Raw genomic sequence first — 24499 nt, forward strand, 5'->3', positions numbered from 1 at the left:
CCTCCGGCAGCGGCAGCGTCACCGGCAACTATGGCGGCGTGAACCTGAGCACCGCTGGCAACACCAGCACCGCCGCCGACATCAAGATCAATGGCGCCATTGACACCCATCTGACCGGCGGCAATGTAACGGTGACCGCCCAGCGCCATGTGCTGCAAGCCGCCGATGTGCTGGCCGGCGCGGGCGATGTGAACCTGAGCGCCAGCACCGGCAGCATCAGCCGCACCGCAGGCACCGTCGGCGGCAATGATGTGGTGCTCAGCGCCGCCACCACCATCGGCAGCAGCAGCCAGTTCATCAACACCAGCGCCGACACCCTCAAGCTGAGCTCGGCGGGCGATCAATTCGTCAGCGAAGCCGATGGCGTGACCCTGGCGGCGGCCACCACCAGCAACGGAGCCCTTGTTGTGAACGCCGGCGCCACGCTGACGGTGGGCAGCGCCAGTGGGCTCACTGGCATCAGCACGGGCAGTGGCGAGATCAACCTCAAAGCTGCCAGCTTGGCCCTCAATGCCAATGCCAGCACCACGGGCAATGCCTTCTTGGAGGCCACGGGCTCGATGTCTGCCAACGGCAGCGGCCTGCTCAGCGCCAATCAAGCGGTGCTGAGCGCCGGCGCACACATGGGTTCGAGCACACAGCGTGTGTTGACGGCAGTCAATCGACTGGCACTCAATGCCAATGGCGACAGCGCCACCACCGCCTTTATCAGCGAGTCGAACGGGCTGACCCTGAGCGCCAAAGCTCTTCTTGGCGGCGCCATCGATGTGCAGAACACCACAGGCACTTTGAGCTTGGGCAACTTCAGCCTCAGCCCCTCGTGGAGTGGGAATGCGGCGGGCTATGCCGCGCCGGCTTCCGCGCAAACCGGCATTGAAAGCAAGGGCAGCGTGACTTTGCAGGCGCTAGCCGGGCAAGTGGAGGTGGCCAAGGATCTGCAAGCCGCAGGCACGGTGCATGTGCAAGGCAAAACGGCAGAGGGCAGCACGGCAGTGTTGCTGCGCAGCGGCACGAGCATCATCAACCTGGCGGCGGCTGGCGAGAGCACCACGCTGTGGGCCGAGCAGGGCAATATCGCGGCCGACGGCCCGGCAAGCCTGTCTGCCGGCGACGCGGGAAAAAACTCTGGCGTGATCCAGTTGCTGGCCGGCAGCAATGCCAGCTCAGCCGGCGCGGTGGACGGCACCAATCTCACGATCACTCAGAACGGGAACGGCACCGTTCAGGGCAATAACGGCAAGGTCGGCGTGCTGGTGCAGACTTCGGGCCAGGGGCATGTGACCGCGCCCAAGATCATCAACCAAGGCAGCGGCAATGTGGTGCTGGCCGCGGGCGCTGCCTTGGCAGCGGGCAATGCCGGCGGTGGACAGGTCAAAACCGTGGGGGCCAACACCACCGCGCAGCAAGGGGGTGGCAAAACCTATGTTTACACCGGTGCCGCTGCCAGCTCGGGCGACCTGAAGATCATCGACAGCGGCTTCAGCACGCTGTACCTCTCGCCGGTGGATGGCAACAGGGCCAACGCCAAGACCAACACCGACTTCGCGTCTGGACCTCAGCAAAACAGCGGCACCAACAGCCAGGTCATGGCGCGGGAGCGTTTGAGCTTTAGCGACAAGATCAATTCCGCTCAGTTGCGCATCACTTATGGCGATGCGGACCCGACTGCGGGCGCGGTCAAAGAGGCATTGAAGGCGGCCAACACGGTGAACGGCAGCTCCATCGTCGAAACCGTGGCTGCCGGCTCCAACAGCTACCAGGTCACACGCGCGGCCATCATCGATGACTTGAGCATCATCGACCCTGCGGCCCATGGAAGCCCGCGCCACGCCGGCACGGTGGCCAACGGCTTTGCAGCAGGCTACGACTACGGACTGAGCGGCAATAACTTTGAGGTGAACACGGCCACCGGGACCGCAAAGCTCTTTGTCGACCCCAAGCTGCTGACACTGCGAGCCACCAAGGTTTACGACGGCAGCACCGACATGACAGGCTATGTCGACATCAGCGGCTTGGTGGACGGCCAGACCTTGAATTACAGCGGCGCCACCGCCAACGGCAAGAACGTCAGCGCAGGTGTAAAAGCCAGCTTCATCAACGCCATCCGCCTGGCCGATGGCGCAGGCGCAAACGCAGGGCTGGCTTCCGACTATGTCTTGCCGGATCTGACCCAGGCCAGTGGCAACAACCAAGCCAGCGTGACTGCCCGCACGGTGACGCTGAACGCGAGCAAAACCTATGACGGCAAGACCAGCCTGAGCGGGACTCAGCTCACCCTCGGCAATCTGGTGGCTGGCGAGACGCTGGGCTACCAAGACGCCCAACTCAACAGCAAGAATGTGTGGGAGGCCGATCACGTCAGCGCCCTGACCTTGCTCGACGGCGCAGGGGGCGGCCTGGCCAGCAACTATGCGACACCGGACTTGAGCCAGCGTGTCGCGGGCGTCAACGAAGCCCAGGTGAGCAAAGCCCGGCTGTCTGTGACCATCACTGGTGAGGCCCGCAAGGTCTATGACGGCGGCACCGAAGCGCAACTCAAGGCCAGCAACTTCTTGCTGAGCGGTCTGGCGGACGGCGACAGCGGCACGCTGGGCTTTGCAGACCCCGCCCAGGCGATCACCGGCACCTATGCCAGCAAAAATGTGCGCGACAACACGCCGGCCAGCAAGGGCCGGGTCAGCGCCACCGTGGACAACAGCCTGGTGCAACTGACCCAGGGCGACGCTCGTAACTACGATCTGCCCACCGGGGACGCCTCAGGGATGGTCGGTGTAATCACGCCCAAGGCAGCGAGCGTCAGCGGCGTGGCCACGAGCAAGATGTTCAATGGCCAGGACCAATCGCAGGATCCGGCCCTGTTGACGGGCTTTGTCGAGGCTGACCTGAGCGCTGGCCGAGTTCTTGTGAGCGGCGTGGCCACTGGCCGCAATGCGAGCCGCTACACCTCTCAACTCTCGGTCTCTGGGGATGACGCAAGCAATTACGAGGTCAGCATTCAAAACGCCGACCTCACGATCAGCAAGAACAATGTCGCTCGTGTGATGTTGACCGCCAAGAGCGCGACCACCACGTACAACGGCAGCACGCAGTCGGTCAGCGGCTTCACCGCCGAGGGCTTGGTGGGCGCAGACACCGTCGACAACATCGGCGCTCAAGCAGGCGCCTCCGGCCGCAATGCTGGGGTCTACGGCACCGCCTTCAGCAACACCGATCAGCTGCAAGCCAACTATGAAAACGTGGAGCTGAAGAATGGCGCCTTGACCATCAACAAGAACAGCACAGCCCGTGTGATGCTGACCGCCTACAGCGACAGCAAACAGTACAACGGTACGACGCATTCGGTCAGCGGCTTCACTGCCGAGGGCTTGGTGGGCGCAGACACTGCCGATAACATCGGCGCTCAAGCCGGCGCCTCCGGCCGCAACGCCGGGGTCTACGGCACCGCCTTCAGCAACACCGATCAGGTGCAGGCCAACTATGAAAACGTAGATCTCAAGAATGGCGCGCTGACCATCAACAAGAACCGCACGACGCGGGTGGTGTTGACCGCCAACAGCGACAACAAACAGTACAACGGAGCCACGCAGTCGGTCAGCGGCTTCACTGCAGACGGCTTGGTAGGCGGAGACACCGTGGACAACATCGGCGCACAAGCTGGTGCGTCTGGCCGCAACGCCGGGGTCTACGGCACCGCCTTCAGCAACACCGATCTGGTGCAGGCCAACTATGAAAACGTGGAGCTCAAGAACGGCGCCTTGACCATCAACAAGAACAGCACGACGCGGGTGGTGTTGATCGCCAACAGCGACACCAAGCAGTACAACGGGGTCACCCAGTCAGTCAGCGGTTTCACTGCAGACGGACTGGTGGGCGGCGACACTTCGGACAACATCGGCGCACAAGCTGGCGCCTCCGGCCGCAATGCCGGGGTCTACGGCACTGCCTTCAGCAACACCGATCAGGTGCAGGCCAACTATGAAAATGTGGAGTTCAAGAACGGCGCGTTGACCATCAGTAAGAACACCACAGCCCGTGTGGTGCTAACGGCCAATAGCGCGGCCACCGAGTACAACGGTGCCTCGCAGTCGGTCAGTGGCTTCAGCGTCGCAGGACTCTTGGCTGACGATGCCGCCGACGTGGTCAAGGCCACCAGTGGCATCAGCGCCGGAGCCAGTGGCAAGAACGCCGGTCGCTACATCACCGCCTTTGCGGGCAGCAATGCAGATCTGGAGAACAACTACGCCAATATCGACAAGGTCGACGGTGCGCTGACCATTAATAAGAACAGCACGACGCGCGTGGTGCTGACGGCCAATAGCGCAAGCACCGAGTACAACGGCGCCACGCAATTGGTCAGCGGCTTCACCGTGGCAGGTCTTGTAGGGGAGGACGCAGCGAATGCGGGCCAGGCCGCCAAGGGCATCAGTGCTAGTGCCAACGGCAAGATCGCCGGCCGCTACACAACAGCCTTTTCAGGCAGCAATGTCGAGTTGGAGCGCAACTATGCCAGTATCGACAAGGTAGACGGCGCCCTGACCATCAACAAGAACAGCAGTGCGCGCGTGGTACTGACGGCCAATGGCGCGACGGCTGAGTACAACGGCGCCACGCAAACGGTCAGCGGCTTCAGTGCAACAGGGCTGGTGGGTGATGACACGGCCGACAGTCTGGGCGTCTCATCCTGGGCTCAGGGCAAGAGCGCGGGCCGCTACGGCACCGCGTTCCAAGGCACCGAGCAATTGCGTGCCAACTATGCCAATGTGGAGTTGCGCGACGCAGCTTTGGTGATTGATCCCAAACCCGTGACCCTGATCAACATCACAGCGGCGGATAAGGTCTATGACGGCAGCGTGGCGGCCAGCATCACCCAGGCTTCAGTGTTGGGTACCGTCAATGGCGAAACCCTACAAGTCGCTGGCGATGCTCAGTTTGAAGACAAGAACGTCGGCCAGGGCAAACTGGTGAGCATGGCTAATCCACAGAACCTGCGCTTGCTCAACGGTTCGGGTGAGTGGCGCAACTACCGCTTGCAAGCAAGCGCAGCCCTGACGACCCGCGCCAACATCACCCCCAAATTGCTGACAGTTGTCGGCAGCACGGCGCAAGACAAGGTGTTTGACGGCAACACTCGGGCTGTGGTTTCTGCTGGCAACTTGCAAGGCCTGGTGGGGGTAGAGACCTTGGTGGTCGCATCCCTCAGCGGGCAGTTCCGTGATGCGGCAGTGGGGACGGGTAAACCGGTGGATGTGAGCTATGGCTTGGCCAATGGCCTGAACGGTGGACTGGCCTCCAACTACCGTCTGGTGGGCTCAACGCTTGCGGCTTCCATCACCACCGGAAACCGCCGACCCGATGATCCCAAGCCTATTCCGCCGAATGATCGCGATCCCTCCAGGATCATCAGCGCGGCGGCCACCGGCGCTGGTGTGCCAAATCTGTGCAATGAGCAACAGTTGGACGATGCAGATGCCACGCAGAGCGCGCTCACAGAAGAAAAACTTTCACAATGCAGTTGCGACCTCACCGAAGTGAATGGTGTGTTCCTCTGTTACACGCCCCGCGCCGCAGAGTCGGACAAGAAGGAGAAACGTTCGTGAAGCATCAGGTTCTACTTCATGTACTTGCCGCCGCTTGCCTCGGGGCCTGTTTGGCCCATGCGCAGGCACAAACCGCGGACGTTGGCAATGTGCAGCGCGCCATCGAGGATCAAAGCCTGCCCAAGCGCCCACCGCCAACTGCGCCCCCGCCGGTGATGGTGGATCGCAAGCCGCTGGAGAGACTGGTCGAGGTCCAAGTCGAAGGCCGGGTGCTAAGCGCCGAGGTCAAGGCCTATTGGCAGCCTTGGATCGGTGGCCCTGTCAGTGGCGAGCAATTGCTGGCATTTGAAACTTGGGTTGCGGATCAAGGGCGCCGAGGCAGCTTTTTGGTTTATGCGCAGACGGAGGTGCAAGCCGCGCGGGGTGGTGGCCAGCGATTGAAGGTGCAAGTCGTGGCTCCGCGGGTGAAGTCGGTGGCAACGTTGCTGGCCGAGGCGTCGGTGGGTGAAGCCTATGAAGCCCGAGTCAAAGATCGTCTGGCGGCCGTTCTTCGACCAGGCGAGTTGATCGACATGCAGGCGGTGGAAGAGCACCTTTCTGCTGCGAGCTACGACCTTCCGGTGGAGTTGGGCCTGGTCTTGCGCCCCGCCGGCCCGGAGTTGGTGGATATGCTGGTGGAAATCACGCCCCGCCGGGCCAAACCCGGTGATGTCAAAGTCTCGGCGTGGCAGGTCAATAACTACGGCTTACGGCAGTACGGCGAGCCGCAGGTGATGGGTTCGGTCACCCTGGCGGGTGTGGCCTCTGGCGATGAGATCAATCTGCTGGGTCTGGGCTCGGCGGGCGTGGTTTATGCGCGGGCCGAATACGATGCCCTAACACCCAGTTTGCGGGGGCGCACACGTGCTTGGGGCAGCACCTCGAAGACCCACACCATCAAGGGTGGCGCGGCTGCGACGGTGGGCGATGCGAGTGAGTTCGGCCTGGGCTTTAGTCACTACTTGCCTCTCGATTGGCGGCATCCGGTGAAGTCGCAATACAGCATCAGTCGGCGCATGACCTCCAGTGCTTTGGCCGGATCTCATTTGAGCATCTCGGATATTCGCGACAGCCAACTCCGCTGGACCCTCAGTAGCGAGTCCATGCCCCGCGCCTGGACGCCATTTCGCGTGGACCTCAATCTTGCGGTGGGGGATTACACCAAGGTGGAGGGCGACATAACACCATTGGGTGGCTACAAATTCGTGCAGGGCTCGGCGAAGTACGAGCATCCCTTGGGCGGCGACGAGGCCTGGCGTGTCGAATACCGGCTGCGCGGCCAGTGGGCTTCGCGCAATCTCGACTCCTACAACCGCATGTCGCTGGGCGGCGTGAACGGAGTTCGGGCCTACACCACGGCAGACGGCGTGGGAGATTCCGGCGCCCAGTGGAGTATTGATTTGGTGCGCAGAGTTTCGGGCACCCAGTCCGTCGGTGTTTTCTACGACGGCGGCGTGATTCGTCCGAATCAAAACGCCGTCACCGGCTCCCTGAACAGCAGCTACACCTTGAACGCCGTTGGGGTGTCCTGGAATGGCAGCGTCGGCAGCTGGTTGTTCACCAGCTCGCTCGCCAAAGGCTTCGGCGGCTACAAGAAGGCCGAGGTGAAAGAGCCAACCGAGTCGCGGGCCAACGAGACCCGCGTGTTCGTCTCGGCCACTTACTACTTCTGAGCCGTGGCGAGAACTTCTTCCGCGGAGGGCATGCTGTGCACATTGCATTGCTAGAAGACGAACCTGATCTTGCCGCCGAGGTCCGGGCGCTTTTGGAGCGCGAGGGCCACAGCGTCATCACGTTTCGCAGCGGCAATCACATCATTCGAGCGCTGGCCCATGACCCTTTTGATCTGCTCGTGCTGGATTGGAACGTGCCCGGGCCTAACGGCTTGGATGTGCTGATCCACACCCGACAGCAACTGCAGTTGCGCGTGCCGGTGATCTTTCTGACCAGCAATCTGGCTGAGGAACAAATCGTTCAAGCCTTGAACGCCGGCGCGGATGACTACTGCGGCAAGCCTTTGCGAGCGCCGGAATTCACTGCGCGTTTGCGCGCGGTCGAACGACGCTTGGGGCCGTCCATCGCGCCCGCGTCCCCGGGAGGCGAGACCGAAGGTGGTGGATATCGATTCAATGTCGCGGAGCGCCGCGTCGATATGGGCGAGGAAAGCGTCACCCTGGGGGAGAAAGAGTTCGAACTGGCTCGGCTGCTGTTCCAAAACATCGACCGCCCCATCGCCAGGTCGCGAATCATGGCTCATGTCTGGGGGCGCGAAGAAGATGAACTGTCCCGCACTTTAGATGTTCATGTGTCTTGGTTGAGGCGAAAGCTCAAACTCGGAGCGGGTGGCGAGTGGCGTTTGTTGGTGGTGCGGGGATATGGATATCGCCTCGTCAAAGGAGAAGAAACGGTATGAAGTTGGGAAATTTTACGGTGCGAGCACTGCTGCCCCTGGTCGTTTTTGGGGCTGTTGCAGGGGCAGTCCAGGCCGCGCCTGCGACGCCGCCGATGAGTGACACCCATGTGGCCTACGAGGTCAAACGGGGAGACAAACTCGAAGCCTTGGTGGCTCGCTACATGGACGGCCCTGATGCGCTGGACCTGATTGCCAAGCTGAACCAAGTTCGCAATGTCTCAAAGCTGGACGTGGGGCGACAACTCTGGTTCCCCCGTGACCGTATGCGCCACGAGGCGGTGTCCGCCCGGGTGACGCAACTGAGCTGCAAACAAGCCCAGCTGATCCTTGGTGAGAGTGCTCGCGCGCTGCAAGAAGATGACACGCTGGGCCAGGACAGCGTGCTGCGCATTCCTGCGGGCTGCTACGCATCCCTGGCCATTCAAGGCGGCAGCAAAGTGGGCTTGCCTTCGGGTGCCACGGTCAAGCTCAAGGTCTTGCGCCGCAATGCACTGGAGGCATCCCCTGAAGTTCAGATTGAGTTGCTCAATGGTCGGGTGGATCTCGAGGTTGAAAAACGGGGTCAGAAAGATGCCCCATTCTTGGTGAGAACGCCCACTTCGGTGGCCGGCGTGAGAGGCACGAGCTTCAAGGTCGGCTTTGACGAGAAAAGCCGACAAACCCAGGTGGAAGTGCAAAGAGGCGTCGTCGGCGCCCGCGGCCTGAACGAAAACAACGAGCTGCGCGTGGGCGCAGGGCAGGGCTTGACCATCTCGGCCGACGGGCGCAGCCAAGCCATAGAGACTTTGCCCGTGCTGCCTCGCGTGCTTGGCTTGGATGCACTGGCGGCCCAATGGCAGGTGCAATGGCAGCGGTCTGACAGCGTGCAGCGCCTGCATATCGAACGGGCGGCTCAGGCGAATGAGGCCCAATGGTCGGCCCAAGACTTGCCGGCCGAGCAACCGTTTGTGCTGACCGAGCTGGGCGGTTACGCGGTGTTCTTCAAGTTGCAGGCCATGACCGCTGGCGGCTTGAGCAGTGATCGCTATGACGTGGCCTTGTGCAAAGGCATTCAACGCGCCGATGAACCTGGGCGCCCTCGATGCCATGTGCGCTTCGACCTGGAGTCCCTGAACGAAGTCCATCTTCGGCTGACGCGCCAAGAAGGTGGCAGCGCCGTCACGGTGATCGATGCCCCGGTACAAAGCCGGCAAGCCGTAGTGCGCGGTTTGCTACAAGGCCACTACCAATGGACGCTTCGCGCCAAACGCGAAGACGGCTCGCCCGCGACCTGGGAAGGAGACTTTGAATTGATCGTCGGAACGGTCAAGGAATGAGCATGGCCTGGCGTGAGAGCCGGGCTTTGCAGGCGCTGCGGGCGATGAGCCGGGAGCAGCGCCGATTTCTTTTCGAGTGGCTGACGCTGTGCCTGCTGGCCCTGGCCGCGACCGTGGTTCTCACGCTGCAAGGCTGGGGTGCCGGTATCGGTCATTTGCTCTTTGACTCCATCCAGCGCTGGCAGCCGGCCCAGGCTGGTACCGAGGTGGTGATCATTGCGATTGATGATGCCTCGATCGAAGAGCTGGGTGGCTGGCCGATCCGGCGCGACACCTACGCGCAGCTGCTGGAGCAATTGGCAGATCCGCGCGACAAACCGCGAGCCATTGGCATCGATATTTTGTTCCACGATGAGCGCCCGGAAGATGCCCAGATGGCGCAGCCCCTGCGCAAACATCGTGCTTTTCTGGCGATGGAATATCGGCCACCCGCAGCCGGGCAAGCCGCCCAAGCCCGTCAGCCAGGGCCCTTGCTGACGCAGGCCGCAACCGGTTTAGCGCACATCAACTTGGCCTTTGAAAGCGATGGCTTCATTCGCGGCGCTCACTTGCGGGCGGGCACGGTGCCGCACCTCGCCTTGGCCATGTCGGGTACGGAACTGGACTCTTCAGGCGGCAACAGCTACCGGCGCTTCAAACTGGTGGACCCAGCGCAGGGTTTTCCGACCGTTCGGATGTCGGATGTCGTGCAGCAGCGCGTGCCGAAAGGGCTGTTCAAAGATCGCTATGTTTTGATCGGATCCACCGCGCCCAGCCTCGGCGATCATTACCCGACGATCTACTCAGGGCGCCAGGGGGCGGGGACGCCAGGCGTCGAATTGCACGCCAGCCTGTTGCAGGATATTTTGAACGATGAGCTGATTGAAAGCGCCAGCAAACCATGGCGTTTGGCCTATGGCGCCATCGCGGTTTGCTTGGTGCTGCTGGGCTTGCTCACACTGAGCCCTTTGGTCGAGTTGTTGCTCAGCGCTGCCGTGTTGTTGGGCGCAGCCTTGTTCAGCGTCTTGGTCTTGCGCGAGTTCAGTCTCTGGATCGATCCGAGCCCCTTGCTGATCGTCGTGCTCTTGCTCAAGCCTGCCTGGGCTTGGCGACGTTTGGAGATGATCGTGGCCTTCATGAGCGGCCGAGCCAGGCTCATCCTGCCTTCGCCCAAGCGGGAGACGGTGCCTTTGCTTCAACGCCTGCAGACCGACACCGTGCTGCAAACATCGCGGCTGCTCGACCAAGCCATTGAGAGTGTGCGGGCGCGAACGGACTTTCTGAAATCTGTATTGGATGGGGCGCCCAGCCCCATGATGGTGGTGGACGAGGGCGGCCAGGTCGCCATGGTGAACGCCCGCATAGAGGAGGACTTTCCCGCCGAGTTCGTAGCCCTGCATGTGCAGGTTGGCGCCATGCTGAACTACCTGGGTTTGTCGCAACGTCTGCCGCAAGAGCTGCTGGGCGCACCGCACTACGTCAGCGTCAGCCACACCAATGGCTCCGAGCGACACTACATGCTTCGCGCGGCGGCCTTGTCGGTAGGGCCGGATTCTCTTTGGCTGCTTGCCCTGGCGGACGTCACTGAAATGCGCAGCCTGCAATTGCAGCGCGACATGACCTTGCAGCTGCTGTCGCATGACATGCGAACGCCCGTGGCCTCCATCATCGCCTTGTGTCGGCGCACTGGCCCTTTGGCGGATCCGTCCGCCATGGAAACCTTGCTCGGAGTGCAGCGGCATGCCAACAAGCTGCTTCGCTTGATGGATGACTTTATCTTGTCGATTGCCGCCGAATCTTCGCGTTATCAAATGAGCGAGGCGGTGTTTGAGTTTCTGCTGGACGAAGCCATGGATCAGGTCCAAGACCTGGCCCAGAGTCGCCAGATTCGCATCGAAATTGAGCCCAGCGCCGAACCCGTGTTCATTAACTGCGATCAGCGCTTGATGGTACGCGTGTTGGTGAATCTGCTGGTGAATGCTGTGCGACATGGGCAGATGGGGAGCGTGGTTTCGATCAGTCAGCATGTATCGATCGAGGCAGGCGACGAGCGGCATGTTGAATGCTGGATCAAGAACCATGTAGCGACCCAAGGCACCCACACCAACGCCGATCCGGCAGCGCGTGGCTTTGGTCTGGGCCGGGAGTTCGTCTCCAACGTCGTGCGTCGCCATGGCGGGCAAGTGACCTTCTCCTTGCCGGAAAGTCCCGGGCAACTGGCTGAAGTCCGCTTGCGCTTGCCATTGACATCGACGCTCGCCGCAATGGAGTGAGCCCCACATGGCCTCAGTGATCCCCTTGCCTTGACTGTGCCAATCGTCGTTGAAACGCTTGGTAAAGGTACTCCTTGGCCGCTAGAACCTGCAAACCGCCCACCTCATTGCATGCGGTGAGAAAGCTCTTGGGCGACATGCCATTGCGGCGGATCACAGCGGCGGCAGGTTCAAGTCCCTGGCCAAGTTCTTGCAGGATCCGTACAACGGGGCGTTGGTCAAACGGTGTCATGGCGATCAAAGATTGAAGGGCTGATTGGCCGCGACAACGTCTGCAACGCTGCGCAATGGGCGGCGCAGGCTGCGGCCTTGTTCGCTTTCTTGTTGCACCTGCAAGGCCTCAATCGCTTTCACGATCAGACTGTCGTCACACAAATAGTTGCTCACTTCGCGACTCAGTGCATCCATCACGACCTTGAAGGCGACCTTGGGCACCGCGCGTTCATCAGGCGTGATGCAGACAAAGAGCAAAGGAATGCCTTCGTAGATCACTTCAGCATAGTTGCCGCCTGTGATGCGAAGAGTGACCCCGGCGGTCTTCAGCTCTTGGTTCTTGGACAGCTTCTTGAGAACTTCGCAGCACAAGTGCCGCGAGACCTCAATTTCGAGCAATTCCAGATCCACCGGGGCAGGCATGCCAAAGCCGGCCCCGAGTCGGTAATAGCGCTGTCCTTCAACGACACGGGCAATACGACGCTCGAGTGTGGTTCCGCCGGGTGAAACAATCGTGCCGTAGCTGTTCCAGCGTGCGATGCGGGCTCGCTTGAAGGCGTATCGATGCAAGTCATCCAGCCTGCGCAGGGTCATGCCACTGTCCACTTCAGACAAAACCCGGCCCGCCTGATCTTGCCGCTGGTAGTCCATTGCCCATTCCATCAACTGCCCCTCTTGGGACTGATCGCTTTCGAGTGCGGTCAGCCCTGCGCGCGCTAGCACTCGAGACATCTCAATCGCAATGCGGACCTCCTCCAGTGAAGGCTCTCTCGTCAAGCGCTGCGTTTCTTCTGGCGCCTGCAAGTCATCGAGCTCGGAGACAGTGTTTTGAAAGATGAGGCTCATGATCGCGCTCCTTGGCGTTCACAAAGGCGTCCCCGTTTGAAGCGATGCCTAAATGGGGACTTGCTGTTAAAAAATCGATACCCCTAGGTTACGAGGCCACGTTCAGGCTGACTTTTAAATATTGATAAACCTGGGGCCGGCTGCTCGGCCACCGGCCCTGCGGCGAGCCCGCAGCTGTCGCTCTGTCCAGCCCCTGATGCATCCCCCACACACGGCAAATCCACCTGAAAGCGGCTGCCACGCCCGGGCTCACTGCGCGCGCGCAAAGTGCCGCCCATCAGCCCTTGCACCAAGTTCAGGGCCACGCTCAGTCCCAAGCCTTGGCCTCCCTGACCCATGCGGGTGGTGAAGAAGGGATCAAAAACACGTTCCAGCAATTCAGGGACGATCCCACAGCCATCGTCCTGCAGCCACAGCGTCATCAAGCCTTGCGAGGCCAGCGGTGTGCATCCCACCGCGATGTGGCCCGCACTGCGGCCCTCAAAAGCGTGGCTCAAAGCGTTATCCAAAAGGATCGACAGGACCTGACTCAATGCCACGGGGTAGCCGAAGACCTCGGTGCGCTCAGGAATTTCGTTATGCCAATACAGGCCAGCGGCTTGCAGTCGTCCGGCGACTGCTTGAGCACAGCGCTCACTCAAGGCTCGCAGGTCCATGAGTTGCGGCAATTCGCTGTCACGCTGAACCGAGAACTGCTTGAAGCGCCCAATCAAGTGATCTGCCCGCGCCATGTTCCGGTCGATCAGGCGCAGCCCCTCTTTGGTCTGCTCTGCAAAGCGCTCCCATTCGGAGCGGCGAAGCGATTGCCTTGCCAAGCCTTTCTCAAACAGCTGCCATTGGTCCAACACCGCGCTGGCGGCCAGACGGCTATTGCCCACCGGTGTGTTGAGCTCATGGGCCATGCCTGCCAACAAGGTCGCGGTGGCAAGCATTTTTTCGCGGGCCAACAACTGCTGCCGCAGCTCGGCCACGTGCCGATGCACATTGGCATTGTCCAAAGCGATGGCGGTGAAGGCCTGCAGGCTGCGCCAGGCCAAGCGCTGTTGGGCGCTCAAAGCACTGCCGTGACCAAGCTGGAGCGAAAGCACGCCGAGCAGGCGCTCCCCACAGATCAGTGGTGAGTGAATGCTTGTGATCCTGTCCCTCGCGAGGTCGGTGACAAGGCGGCCTTGTTCGTCATGCAGCAATTCAGTGCGCGTTCTGGCGGCGCACCACGCAGCAGGTTCAGGCTCACGCGCTTGCCAAGGAAAGTCAGCAGCGGCGTTTGGTGGCCGATAGCCCGGCGCAGCGTAAGCGCATTGCAGCCGCACATCGTCCTCGATTAACCAAATGGCCTGGCAAGGCGTACCCAGCAACTGGTCGCAATGTTCGGCTAGTACAGCAAAGATTCTGTCGTGCCGCAGCTCGTGGGTGATAGCTTGGCCCACTCGACTGAGATGCTGGAGCAATTGGTTCGAGCGCTCAAGCGCTTGCGCACGGGCCGACTCTGCCTCGGCCTGCGCCTGCAACTGCGCTCGTTCATAGCGCTCTCGTTCAAGTTGGTGGTACGAGCGAAGCGCAGCGGTGTTCAGTGCCATGTCCTGCTGGACGCGACGTTGTCGCAGAAGGGCAGCCCTGCGCAGCATGTGATAAGCCCGTTCATAGCTGCCACAGGTCGCAAACGCCTGGGCAGTCCCTTCGAGCAAGGAGGGGTCGGGCACATGCGGTTCGATGGCCTCAGCCCGGAGCAGTGCTTCCATAAAGAGCTTCAGGACCTGCAAGTCAGACCTGCCTGGACTCTCACTGCGCGGCTCGGCCTTGGCAATGTCGGCCTGCACCCACAAGAAATCGACTTCCGCGTTGTGATCGCCATGCTGCAAGGCATAGGAAAGACCGATTTCAGCGTGTTCGCGTGCGGCGCCGAAGCGTCCCAGCATCAGCTCTGCGCGGGCCAGGCCCAGATGGGCTTTGGTCTTGAGGTCTGGAGCCTGTTCGCGCCCGTGCAATAGCTGCGAGAACGCTTGTCGCGCAGCCGTGGCCTCGCCGCTGTCCAGTTCAGTATGACCAAGATAGGCCAGCGCCAAGGCGGCGGTGCGGCTATCGGGTTGCAAACGGTTGAGCGCCAGACACTCGTGCAAGAGTTCGCGGGCTTCGCTGCTGCGGCCCTGGCAGCGCAGCGCTTCACCTGCATGAGCCAGGCATAGGCTGAGCAGATTCGGCCATTGCGAATGCCGGGCCGAAGCCATAGCTTGTTGAAGCCAAGCCATGGCGGTGGGGAACTCGCCCATGCGGCTGTAGGTATGGCCCAGGTTGGTCGCAACAGTGATCGCCCGGCGCAACTGGCCCGTTTCAAGAGCGAGTTCGTGAGCGCGAGTCAGCGCGGCCAAAGCCTCGGTGAACTGGCCATTCATGCCCGCCATCACCCCACGGTAGTCTTCCAGCGCCGCAGCCTCCATGGCCGGCATGGCCTCGAGCGATTGAGGCCACTGCAACTCGGCTTCTTCCAGCGCTTGCGCAGGCTTTTCAAAGATGCGGGCACGGGCCAGGCTGGCCTTGAACAAGAGCTCACGCGATGCATCGCCGGCCTTCTGGGCAGCATCGATCGCTTGGGTCAGCGTTTGCCCGATCTCGGCGCTTTGGCCGAGGTCAGCCGCCAGGTAGTAGCGCAGCCAGTAGGCATCCGCCACACCCAAAGTGTCGCCTTCAGCCATGCAATGTTCGAGCGCCGCTGCAAGCATAGGTTCGACCGCGTCAAACTCGCCTTGCAATAGCCGGGATTCAGCCCTCAAAAGCATGAGCCGAATCTTTAGTTGAGCAGTCGTGGCCAAGGCTTCTGTGACGAGCGAGGTCTTCAGCTGAGCTTCGATGCTGTTGCACAGCCGCAGGGCCTGCTGAGGTGCTGCCTGACGCAGCCCCCATGCCAGTTTCAGTTGCTGGCCAAGCGTGAGCGGGCTGCCGGATTGCCAGGCTCTCTCAAGGGGAGCGAGCTCAGCTCGGTCGAAAAAGAGGGCAAGCATCTGGGGCAGGTCTGAAGCGGAGGCCAGGGAAGCGCGGGCTACGAGGTCGGGACCTGAAGCGCAAAAGAGCACTTGAACAGCCGAATCGCGCGAATGAGTCCTCAAGCCAAAGCGGCGAGGGCGATCAAACCCAGCAGACCCACATAGCTGACCCAAAACAGACCCGCTTCGGTCAAGCCTGTGGCCTGACGAGCACGCATGACCAAGCGAGCGAAGCCTGCGTCCAGCGACGAGACTGAAGCTGGCTGAGGCAGCTCAAAGCCTGTGCTGTGGGTCGAAACAGTGGACTCTGTCGATGTCGAAGCGGTGGTGTTCATGTGAGGACCTTGGGGAGGGGTTGGAGTGGTTCACATGTTCTCTTTTCACAATCCTTCGCGTTCTTAAGGAGTGTTAATCCAAGCGCTTCTTAGACCGCGCCTCCTGGAATTCGTGAGCAAATGCATAGCCGCTCTTGGTGCTGTGCTTCACCCGATACATCGCTTGATCCGCGGCACGGCGCAAGCCCTCTGAATCGCTCGCATGATCGGGATAAATGGCGATGCCGATGCTGGCGCCGATGTGCAAGTCGACCCCTTGGTAAGCAAAGGGCTGGGACAAGCTGTGCACGATCCTGCGGGCCACCTCCGCCGCACTGGCACCTTGCTCCAGTCGGGGAAGAAGCACAAGAAACTCGTCTCCACCGATGCGGGCCACCGTGTCCTCCTCACGCGCCGCACACCGCAATCGTTGAGCCACTTTTTTCAGCAGATGATCCCCCGCCTCATGGCCATAGTTGTCGTTGATAGCCTTGAAGCCATCAAGATCAACAAACAAGATGCCCACCTTGTGGTTATTGCGTTGGGCGGCGCGCTGAGCGACTAGCAAGCGGTCGGCCATCAAACGTAGCGTAGGCAATCCTGTCAGCGGGTCTTGCTTGCTGTCGATTTCCAGTATGTCTGCCTGAGACTTGAGGTTCAGGAGCATTCGCATCAAGGCGCCATAACCCTGCGAGCTGGTGTGCATCAAGAGCGATAAAAAGGCGCCCCCACAGAGCAGACTCAGACCGGCCAACAAGGGACTGTCTGCGGGGTGGCTGGTGACATTCAAGGACAGCACAAACCAAAGCACCAAGGTCGGCAGTGACACCAAGATTTGCCGACGCCCCCAAAGTGCGCCGGCGTAAACGCAGGCCATCAGCATCCACCACAAGCCATGAGAGCTCAGGCCATAGTGCATCACCCAGGGCAAACCAATCAGCCACAGCAAGCCTGTCAGTAATTTACTGAGCACCGCATACGAAAGATGGCGTCGATAAAATGCCAACGGCAGCAGCAGCATGGCGCAAGGCAGGCTGAAGGCCAAGGGTACATGCCAGCCTTGCTCGTGCAGAAGAAGCAGCCACAAAGGCATGCACATCAGCACCAGATAGCTGGCACCTCGCCACAGTTGGTCCAGCAAATTGAACCGCAGTTGCAACAGTTCTGTGGCGAGTTGAACGCTTCGCTCTGCTGTAGCGTCCCACTTCGGCCAATTCTTGGGCTGCAGCATCGTCATGTCCGGCATCGCCTTCCCGAAGGTCGGCACAAAAATAGATACGGCAGATGCCGAACTACGCGTCGAAAGAAAACTTCAGACCGGAGATTGACGACGCTTCTGCAGCCAGATGGCAAGGCCCAGAAGGCCGCTGAGCATCAACAAAGAACTTTGCGGCTCTGGAATCGGGGTAAGGCTGATGGCGTCGATGGAACTGCCTGCGCCATCGCTGAGTCCCGCTGCCGAAAACTTCAGCTGCGTCGTGGTGCTGGTGGCAAGCCAATTCACAGTGAAAACATGCCAATCTTGGCTGGACCCGTTGTTGAAGGGCAGGGCAGGCGCGGCGCCGCTGGCATCTCCGAGTTGCCAAGTCAGCCCATTGCTGGAAACCGGCCAACCAATGCGGTTGGCATAGGCGAAACTGAGCTCATACCATTGACCCGGCTCGGTCGTGAGGGACTGCTCGATAAAACTGTTAGCACCAAGAGCATCCAGTTCCGCATAGTTGCTGCCGTCAAAGGCCGCGCCAACGATGTTGTTGCGCAGTTCAAGGCCAGCCGCCCCCAAGTTCCACGCGGGCATTTGTCCGTTCATCAGAAAGACATAACTTCCCGATTGGAGTGACAGATTCTCGAAGCTGCCGTCCTGCACAAGATTGGCCTGGGCGAGTTGCCCGAATGCAGCCATGGCGCCGAAAAGCACAGTCCAGATTTTTTTCATCATCATCCCTTGCTCACTTTCTGTTTTGGTACAAAAAAGGTCCTTGGCGCCTTCACTTGGCTTATTCCCAAGTCCGTGACGTCAATGGCATGCTTCTCAGTGACATGCTAGGAGTGCCGCCTACGGCTGTGTCTTAAGCTTTGTTAATTCAGAGCCTGTGTCAGGCCCATCCCGTCAACATGCGCCGTCAGCGCCGTTTCCTGCACACAACAGGTTCCGTCAGATCGCTTATGACCGATGCCCTCGGTGGCCCAACGCTTATCCGACCCTTGGCGCCAGCGCCACCTTGAAATGCCTCAATGAGGATTTCATCGTGATCGAACTGCCGCCGCTGCTAACCGCAGCAAAGCTGATATCGGCTCAACGAAATGGTCAATGGCCGGTATTGGCCTACAATGAAAAAGTACTAATGGCGCCGCGTCTCTGAATACGCGCCACTGTCCGCGCCTCGCGACATATGTACTCTTTTGGTCTGCAGAGCAGCAGCCAACCGAGCCTTTTGGTGCTCCTGCGGGGATACACACCTCGCGGTAATTGATTGACCAACATCTCCAACACTTCCATACCCATGGGCCGATTTGTCGTTTCGCCCGCGACACACAAGACTGACTGCGGCCGCTTTCGCGCGTCCTTTGCGGTGCAGCGCTCCAAGGGCAACGGCAGCTATTGCCGCGTGTTCCGGTTTGACAAAACCTTTGCGTCTCATGACGCGGCCCGGCTGTTTGCAGTTACGCAGGGCTGGTTGCAGGCCTCGATGCAGCATCCCCCCGAATGCTAGGAATGTTCGTTTGACGCAGCACGCTCTGCGTCAGTTCATTCAAACGACGGACTTTCTGTCCGCGCTTTTGCACCTTGGTCGTGCGACTCCCTTCAGAAAGGCTCAGCTATGAGCAGCAAAATCTACGTAGGCAATTTGCCTTACTCCGTCACCGATGCCAGCCTGAAAAGCAATTTTTCTGAGTTTGGTAGCGTTTCTTCAGCCAGAGTCATGGTGGACCGTGAAACCGGAACCTCCAAGGGCTTCGGTTTTGTAGAAATGGCTTCTGCAGAAGTTGCATAGGCCGCCATTGCTGCCCTGCAAGGTGTCTCTGTCGATGGCCGTTCAATCGTCGTCACGCTCGCTCGCCCACGCGAGGAAAGCAACCGATCTGGCGGCTATAGCGCTGCTGGCTACACAGCGGCAAAACGCGCCGATGTCGGATACGGCACGGGTGGATTCGGCGGTGGTCGCTACTGAACTGGGTCACAGGGCCTCGACTCAAAAATGCCGGCTTTCATGAGCCGGTTTTTTTCGTCCCGCTGTCGTCGCAATGCCAGCGATTGCTCAGCCGGAGGTATGACAGGGCGCTATTGGGATGAATAGCGGCTGATTGCGGCGGATTTGCAGCGCCTGGCGCAGCTGTTGGTGATATGTCCACCGTTCTGAATGGAACGCACTCTTGGTCGGGCTTGGAATCAAGCTGGCCGTTTCCTGTGCCGATCCATTGCAGTCGAGGCTCCCGACGTCACCCAGACCGCTACTCGAACAATTCAGTTTGGCGTGCTTCCGGCACGCAAGGTTTAGTGCTGACTTTGGCTGTGCGCCGCTGCCCCGAGGCCGGCAAGCCACTTTTTCGAGAGCCGTGCCGGGCCTGCACTTGATCGGCCTCTGCGCGAGCGGCTTCGGTTTTCCGCAAGCCGTAAAGACGGTCTTTGGCGGCCGCGATTGCCGCCTTGTCATCCACGATCGGCAAGGGATAGTCCTCGCCCAACTTGCAGCCCGCCATGCGCTGCACGGCCGGGTCCATTCGCCATGGCTCGGCCAAGTAGGGCAGCGGCACGCGGGCCAGCTCGGGGACCCAGCGGCGAATGAACAGACCCTGCGGATCTTGATCCCGCGCCTGTTTGCTGGGGGAGTAGATGCGCAAGGTATTGATGCCGGTGGTGCCGCTTTGCATCTGCATCTGGCTCCAGTGGATGCCAGGCTCATAGTCTAGAAACTGCCGAGCCAGAAAGATCCCGGTCGGCCGCCAATGCAACCACAAGTGGTAACTGGCAAAACTCACCAACATCGCCCGCATGCGAAAGTTGAGCCAGCCCGTTGCCAGCAGCGAGCGCATACAGGCGTCCACCATCGGGTAACCCGTGCGACCGGTGCACCAAGCAGCATAGTGTGCGTCGTTGAAGTCGGTCTCCCGCAGTCCGTCGCAAACGCGGGCAAAGTTCTGGAACTCAATGGCAGGCTCATCTTCGAGCTTTTGCATGAAGTGACAGTGCCAGCGCAGCCGCCCGGCAAAGCCGCGCAGCGCATGGGCGAATGCGCGATCGGGCGTGCCTTGAATAGCCACTTCGGTGGCCTGGTGCACGGCGCGCATGGAGATCGTGCCGAAGGCCAGGTGAGGGCTTAGGCGGCTGCAAGCCTGTTCGGCAGTCAAAGGACTGGAGAGTGCTTGGCGGTAGTCGTGGCCACGCACCTGCAAAAAACTCTTGAGCAGGTGCTGCGCCGTTGTCTCTCCGGCGGACTGCAAAGACTTGCCGTGCGGCGTCAGCCCCAAGCTGGCTAGCGTGGGGAGCTCTGCTTGATCCAGCGGCAATGCCGCCTTGAATCGGCCGCCCAGCACATGCTGCGGGGCGTCCATGCGTGCCTGCCAAAGCTTGGCCCAGCCGGCGCGACTGCCCAAGCGGCGGACCACCCCGGTCTGGCTGTACTCCTGCCATCTGATGGAAGCAGACTTACACCAGGCTGCGACGGACAAGTCACGCTGATACGACCAGCCAGGCCCAGTCTCCTCATGACTCAGCAGATCCGTATACGCGAACTCGCTGTGCAGTTGCGCCAGCACCGGGAGGGCCGAGCCCACGCGCACCAGCAGCGGTAGACCCCGCTCGGCCAAGGCCGCACGCAACTCTGCCAAACAGGCCAAGGCAAAGTCGACATGACTGGCGTCGCATTCAGGGCTTTGCAGCCACTCTGGCTCAATCACAAAAAGCGCCACAGCGTCTTGGCAGGCTTGGGCAGCGAACAAGGGCGCGTGGTCGCACACGCGCAAATCGCGTTTGAACCAGATCAGGGCGCGCCGGCGCACAGTTGCTGCGTCAGAAAGCACTATGGACGCGAGTGAGTGGCACGGTGGCGCATCAAGGTGCTGCCTTGCAAGGCGGCATGTTTGGTGCGGCGGCCGGCCATGCGTTTGCGCCACATCCGGAATGACGTAGGTTTCAGCTGGCGGCGCATCAAGGCGATCACGGCTGACTCGTTCAAGCCAAACTGCAATTCAATGGCCTCGAAACAAGTTCGGTCCTCCCAAGCCATCTCGATGATGCGGGAAAGATCGGCTAGGGACTGCGGTGTCAGCTCGGCGGGCATGGCTTGGCTTGGCGAGGGATGGAGCTAGATTCGAGAACGATCACTGAGAGTTTCGTCGCTCCGGATATTTCGGTGTTTCTACGGGGCATTGTCAAAACCTTCCCCAGCCTTGCCTTGAGCTCAAGCCTTTGCTTCAATGGCCGATAGATACCGTGAGCTCAAGGGACTTCCTATGACCAAGAATCATCAGGCGCCATCCGAATTCGCGCAACTTGATGCCGCCCCTGGAAGTAGTTGTGGCTCCTGCGGCACGGCTGAACGGCTTGGTTTTCAGTTCGACTACCCCTACCAGCCCATCGTCGACGTGGTCGGTCGCAGTACTTACGCTCACGAAGCATTGGTGCGCGGCCCAGAAGGTGAAGGCGCCTTGTCGGTTCTGTCACAGGTCACGGAACAGAACCGCTACCGCTTCGACCAAGCCTGCCGCGTGAAAGCTATCAAGACTGCTGCGCAGCTCGGAATGACGGAGAGGCTGTCGATCAATTTCCTGCCAAACGCGGTCTATCGGCCAGAGGTCTGCATCAAGACAACGCTAGAGGCTGCACGCGTTCACAACTTTCCTATTGATCACATTATTTTTGAAGTGACCGAAGGCGAGCGTGTAGAGGACGGACCTTGGCTCGCGAAGATCCTGCGTGAATACAAACGATACGGCTTCTTGACCGCCATCGACGATTTCGGTGCGGGGTTTGCTGGCCCTACTTTGCTGGCCGATTTCACGCCGGACTTCATCAAACTGGATATGGCGCTCGTCCGCGACGTGAACGTCAGCAAATCACGCCAAGCCATCGCACGCGGCATGTTGCGTACATGCCAGGAGTTGAGCATTCAGGTCATCGCCGAAGGCGTCGAAACTCCCGCCGAACGCGATTTCTTTCTATACGAAGGTGTGACACTGATGCAGGGGTACCTATTCGGCAAGCCAGTGTTTCGGGAGATCACATCGGCAGCCATGACGTCTTGGCCTGCACCGCTCTATTGTTGACTAAAGCCCGCACTACACAGGGCCTCGGCTACAAACGCAGCTTCGGGAGATGCAGCAGGCATTCGTCCAACAAGATGTTCAGTGACCGGTTTAGGCCACTGTGGTCGTGGGCTTGCCACAACGCAGGATGCAGTACACAGCCTGTTGGTGAAGCTGACCCAACTTCCGCTTAGCGCACTGACCTACCATCGAGATTCAAGCCAGCGGGCCTTCGGCAGCTCCGTGCCCAAAGCCGAAGTTCGAGGTCAACGGCGAAGGACGGCAGCGCAGCGGTTGCCGACGGTCGTAGCTCCCTCAGTCGGGGACTGGTCTCGACAACAAGCGGTCACCGCTGGGCGGCAACTGTGGCGCGCCTGCAGTTAGGCTTGAAGGGGCTACGGGAACAGGGTCAATTCACGGTGGATACGACTTCAGCTGGCGAACGCCTGCGCCTCCGGTGCCTGAACCGCACCACCTAGGCCGGCTCGGGCTCACCATTTGACGATGCCGCGGGACACCGCGATGCCGCCCTTCAGGGTGGAGCCACCATAGTCCCTGGCCAGGCGAAGCAAGGTGGCGTGAAAGCCCAGATTGGGAAACGCGGCTTCGACGGCGCGGATGTCCGATCGCGCAAGGCCCTTGCGCAGCAGCCCCTGGCTGGCGTCGATCCAGTCGGCCTTGCGGCAGGCCTCGATCACTTCCTGGTGGGGCCCTCGGTAGGGCGTGACCTTGTGGTGCCAGTGGATGGCACCAGCCAGCACAGCCGGGTCCAGGCCCCAACCGTGTCGCTGGTTGTCGGCCAAGGCCAGGGCTTCGGAAGGCTCCAGATAGGCCAGCGCGCCATCGCTCCACAGGCCGATGTCGTGGTACGCAAAAGCCGTCTCCACCAAACGCTCAGCGTCCGGCGCCTGAGCCAAGAAGTGCATGGCATAGCTGATGGCTCGGTAGACATGGTTGCGGTAGCCGGGCAGGTCCGCACCTATCTGCGGCTGGTAGCGGGCCAGCAAGGCCTCAACATGCGGGCGGTAGGTCTTGATGAGGATAGAGCTCATGGCGAAGCGTGTCGGTTCTTGAAAGAGTCACCATTGTTCGAGCCCGACGCCCGCGCCAACAGTGGCCGAAACGCCTTTTATCGCTAACATTGGGCCAAAGTTAATCGCCCCTCACGTTGCCACGTGCCCGCTGCGCCATGTACGTTTCCCTTTCCGTATGCGTGCTCGCTTTTGAACGCATCAGCCCGTTTCACCTGTCCGTTCCCTGCGTGGTGTTTGGTGAATCGCACCCCGGGGTGCCTGCGATGCAGCTCGAGATTTGTGCGGAGCGCCCCGGCCTGATCCCCAGCAGCGTCGGGGTGGGTCTGCAGGTCCAACATGGCTTGCAGGCAATGGCCGCGGCGGATGTGGTGATCGTACCTAGCTGGTCCGACCCCGAGTTGCCGGCCTCGCCCCTGGTGCTGAAGGCCTTGCGCGCCGCCCATGCCCGAGGCGCACTCGTGGTAGGCCTGTGTCTCGGGGCTTTTGTGCTGGCCCAGGCCGGCCTGCTGGACGGGCGGCAGGCCGCCACGCACTGGGCGCATGCGGCGGACATGGCGCGCCTGCACCCCGAGGTGCAGCTGATGCCCGACGTGCTGTACGTGCAGGATGGCCAGGTCCTGACCTCGGCCGGAACCGCCGCCGCCCTCGATTGCTGCCTGCATCTGCTGCGCCAGCGCCTGGGCCAGGCCGTGGCCAACCGCGTGGCGCGCCGGCTGGTGACCGCGCCGCACCGGCAGGGCGGTCAGTTGCAGTTCATCGAACAGGCACTGCCCAGCACCGGGCGCCACGAACGCCTCAGCGGCTTGCTGCAAAGCCTGCAAACGCGCCTGCATGAAGGGCACAGCGTGGATGCCTGCGCGGCCCAGGTCGCCATGAGCCGGCGCACCTTCACCCGCCAGTTCCAGCAGCACACCGGGCAGGCCTTGGGCGACTGGCTGCTGCACGCACGGCTGCAACAAGTGCAGCAATTGCTGGAAAGCAGCGATCTGGGCATGGACGCGATTGCCGTGCAGACCGGGCTGGGTTCGGCCGCCTCGCTGCGCCGCCACTTTCGGCGCCGATTCGCCGTCTCACCGAGCGCCTGGCGCCAGGCTTTCCGGGGGCGATGAAGTTGCTCAGCCGGCCTTCAAATGGGCCTGGAGCAAAGGCACAAACAGTCATGTAGGTCGGGTCGCGACCCGCCGCCGAACCGATTGTGCAGGCTTCGACCTTGCCTATGCTGCGGTGGATGGCGGCTCTTGACCCGCCCTACAGCTTCCTCTGCATCGAGCCGTTGAGTGACTGCTTTCAGGCCGCCAATTCGGTGGATCG

Annotated in this window: 16 protein-coding genes and 1 pseudogene; 9 read left to right on the forward strand and 8 right to left on the reverse strand. The window is 61.0% G+C overall.

The genetic code is table 11. The features are described 5' to 3' along the window. From ACOVRJ_RS12175 to ACOVRJ_RS12195, 5 genes are all read left to right on the forward strand, one after another. Positions 1–5597, forward strand: a 5597-nt coding sequence (locus tag ACOVRJ_RS12175) for a YDG domain-containing protein (RefSeq protein ID WP_422044112.1), incomplete at its 5' end; no start/stop codon positions are given. Continuing rightward, positions 5594–7249, forward strand: coding sequence for a ShlB/FhaC/HecB family hemolysin secretion/activation protein (locus tag ACOVRJ_RS12180; protein ID WP_422044113.1), 1656 nt, complete (start codon positions 5594–5596; stop codon positions 7247–7249). The genes ACOVRJ_RS12175 and ACOVRJ_RS12180, both read left to right, overlap by 4 nt. A 35-nt stretch (positions 7250–7284) precedes the next feature. After that, positions 7285–7989, forward strand: a complete 705-nt coding sequence (locus ACOVRJ_RS12185) for a response regulator transcription factor (RefSeq protein WP_422044114.1) — start codon at positions 7285–7287, stop codon at positions 7987–7989. Further along, positions 7986–9305, forward strand: a complete 1320-nt coding sequence (locus tag ACOVRJ_RS12190; RefSeq protein WP_422044115.1) for a FecR family protein — start codon at positions 7986–7988, stop codon at positions 9303–9305. The genes ACOVRJ_RS12185 and ACOVRJ_RS12190 overlap by 4 nt, the downstream gene beginning before the upstream one ends. 2 nt (positions 9306–9307) lie before the next feature. Continuing rightward, a complete protein-coding gene (locus tag ACOVRJ_RS12195; protein WP_422044116.1) occupies positions 9308–11557 on the forward strand; it encodes a CHASE2 domain-containing protein in 2250 nt (749 codons plus the stop codon). Positions 11558–11794: 237 nt separating this feature from the next. On the opposite strand, the gene ACOVRJ_RS12200 is transcribed toward ACOVRJ_RS12195, so the two are convergent. The 5 genes from ACOVRJ_RS12200 to ACOVRJ_RS12220 form a co-directional block, all read right to left on the reverse strand. Beyond that, on the reverse strand, positions 11795–12616 hold the full coding sequence (locus ACOVRJ_RS12200; protein ID WP_422044117.1) for a hypothetical protein: 822 nt from the start codon (positions 12614–12616) through the stop codon (positions 11795–11797). A gap of 83 nt (positions 12617–12699) precedes the next feature. Further along, a complete protein-coding gene (locus tag ACOVRJ_RS12205; RefSeq protein WP_422044118.1) occupies positions 12700–15306 on the reverse strand; it encodes an ATP-binding protein in 2607 nt (868 codons plus the stop codon). 407 nt (positions 15307–15713) lie between these two features. Then, the gene (locus ACOVRJ_RS12210) at positions 15714–15929 is read right to left on the reverse strand and encodes a hypothetical protein (protein ID WP_422044119.1); all 216 of its coding nucleotides are present in this window, start codon (positions 15927–15929) and stop codon (positions 15714–15716) included. A 73-nt stretch (positions 15930–16002) separates the two neighbouring features. Next, positions 16003–17145 (reverse strand): diguanylate cyclase domain-containing protein, encoded by a 1143-nt coding sequence (locus ACOVRJ_RS12215; protein WP_422044120.1) that lies wholly within the window; start codon positions 17143–17145, stop codon positions 16003–16005. A 75-nt stretch (positions 17146–17220) separates the two neighbouring features. Then, a complete protein-coding gene (locus tag ACOVRJ_RS12220) occupies positions 17221–17850 on the reverse strand; it encodes a DUF642 domain-containing protein (RefSeq protein WP_422044121.1) in 630 nt (209 codons plus the stop codon). A gap of 562 nt (positions 17851–18412) precedes the next feature. Between ACOVRJ_RS12220 and ACOVRJ_RS12225 the strand changes: the two genes are divergently transcribed. Beyond that, positions 18413–18622, forward strand: coding sequence for a hypothetical protein (locus tag ACOVRJ_RS12225; protein ID WP_422044122.1), 210 nt, complete (start codon positions 18413–18415; stop codon positions 18620–18622). Positions 18623–18730: 108 nt separating this feature from the next. Continuing rightward, a pseudogene (locus ACOVRJ_RS12230) lies at positions 18731–19081 on the forward strand (RNA recognition motif domain-containing protein). Between the two features lie 280 nt (positions 19082–19361). On the opposite strand, the gene ACOVRJ_RS12235 reads toward ACOVRJ_RS12230, so the two are convergent. Both ACOVRJ_RS12235 and ACOVRJ_RS12240 read right to left on the reverse strand, forming a co-directional pair. Then, complete coding sequence (locus ACOVRJ_RS12235; RefSeq protein ID WP_422044123.1) at positions 19362–20930, reverse strand: FAD-binding domain-containing protein; 1569 nt, start codon at positions 20928–20930, stop codon at positions 19362–19364. After that, on the reverse strand, positions 20930–21190 hold the full coding sequence (locus ACOVRJ_RS12240; protein WP_422044124.1) for a TIGR03643 family protein: 261 nt from the start codon (positions 21188–21190) through the stop codon (positions 20930–20932). The genes ACOVRJ_RS12235 and ACOVRJ_RS12240 overlap by 1 nt, the downstream gene beginning before the upstream one ends. A 172-nt stretch (positions 21191–21362) precedes the next feature. Between ACOVRJ_RS12240 and ACOVRJ_RS12245 the strand changes: the two genes are divergently transcribed. Then, a complete protein-coding gene (locus ACOVRJ_RS12245) occupies positions 21363–22175 on the forward strand; it encodes an EAL domain-containing protein (protein ID WP_422044125.1) in 813 nt (270 codons plus the stop codon). A gap of 470 nt (positions 22176–22645) precedes the next feature. Here ACOVRJ_RS12245 and ACOVRJ_RS12250 read toward each other — a convergent pair whose 3' ends face one another. After that, entirely contained in the window at positions 22646–23206 is a 561-nt protein-coding gene (locus ACOVRJ_RS12250; protein ID WP_422044126.1) for a hypothetical protein, read from the reverse strand. Between the two features lie 137 nt (positions 23207–23343). Between ACOVRJ_RS12250 and ACOVRJ_RS12255 the strand changes: the two genes are divergently transcribed. Continuing rightward, on the forward strand, positions 23344–24297 hold the full coding sequence (locus tag ACOVRJ_RS12255) for a GlxA family transcriptional regulator (protein ID WP_422044127.1): 954 nt from the start codon (positions 23344–23346) through the stop codon (positions 24295–24297). Positions 24298–24499 lie beyond the last annotated feature (202 nt).

Source organism: Roseateles sp. (assembly GCF_049240545.1).
Taxonomy (GTDB): Bacteria; Pseudomonadota; Gammaproteobacteria; order Burkholderiales; family Burkholderiaceae_C; genus Paucibacter_A.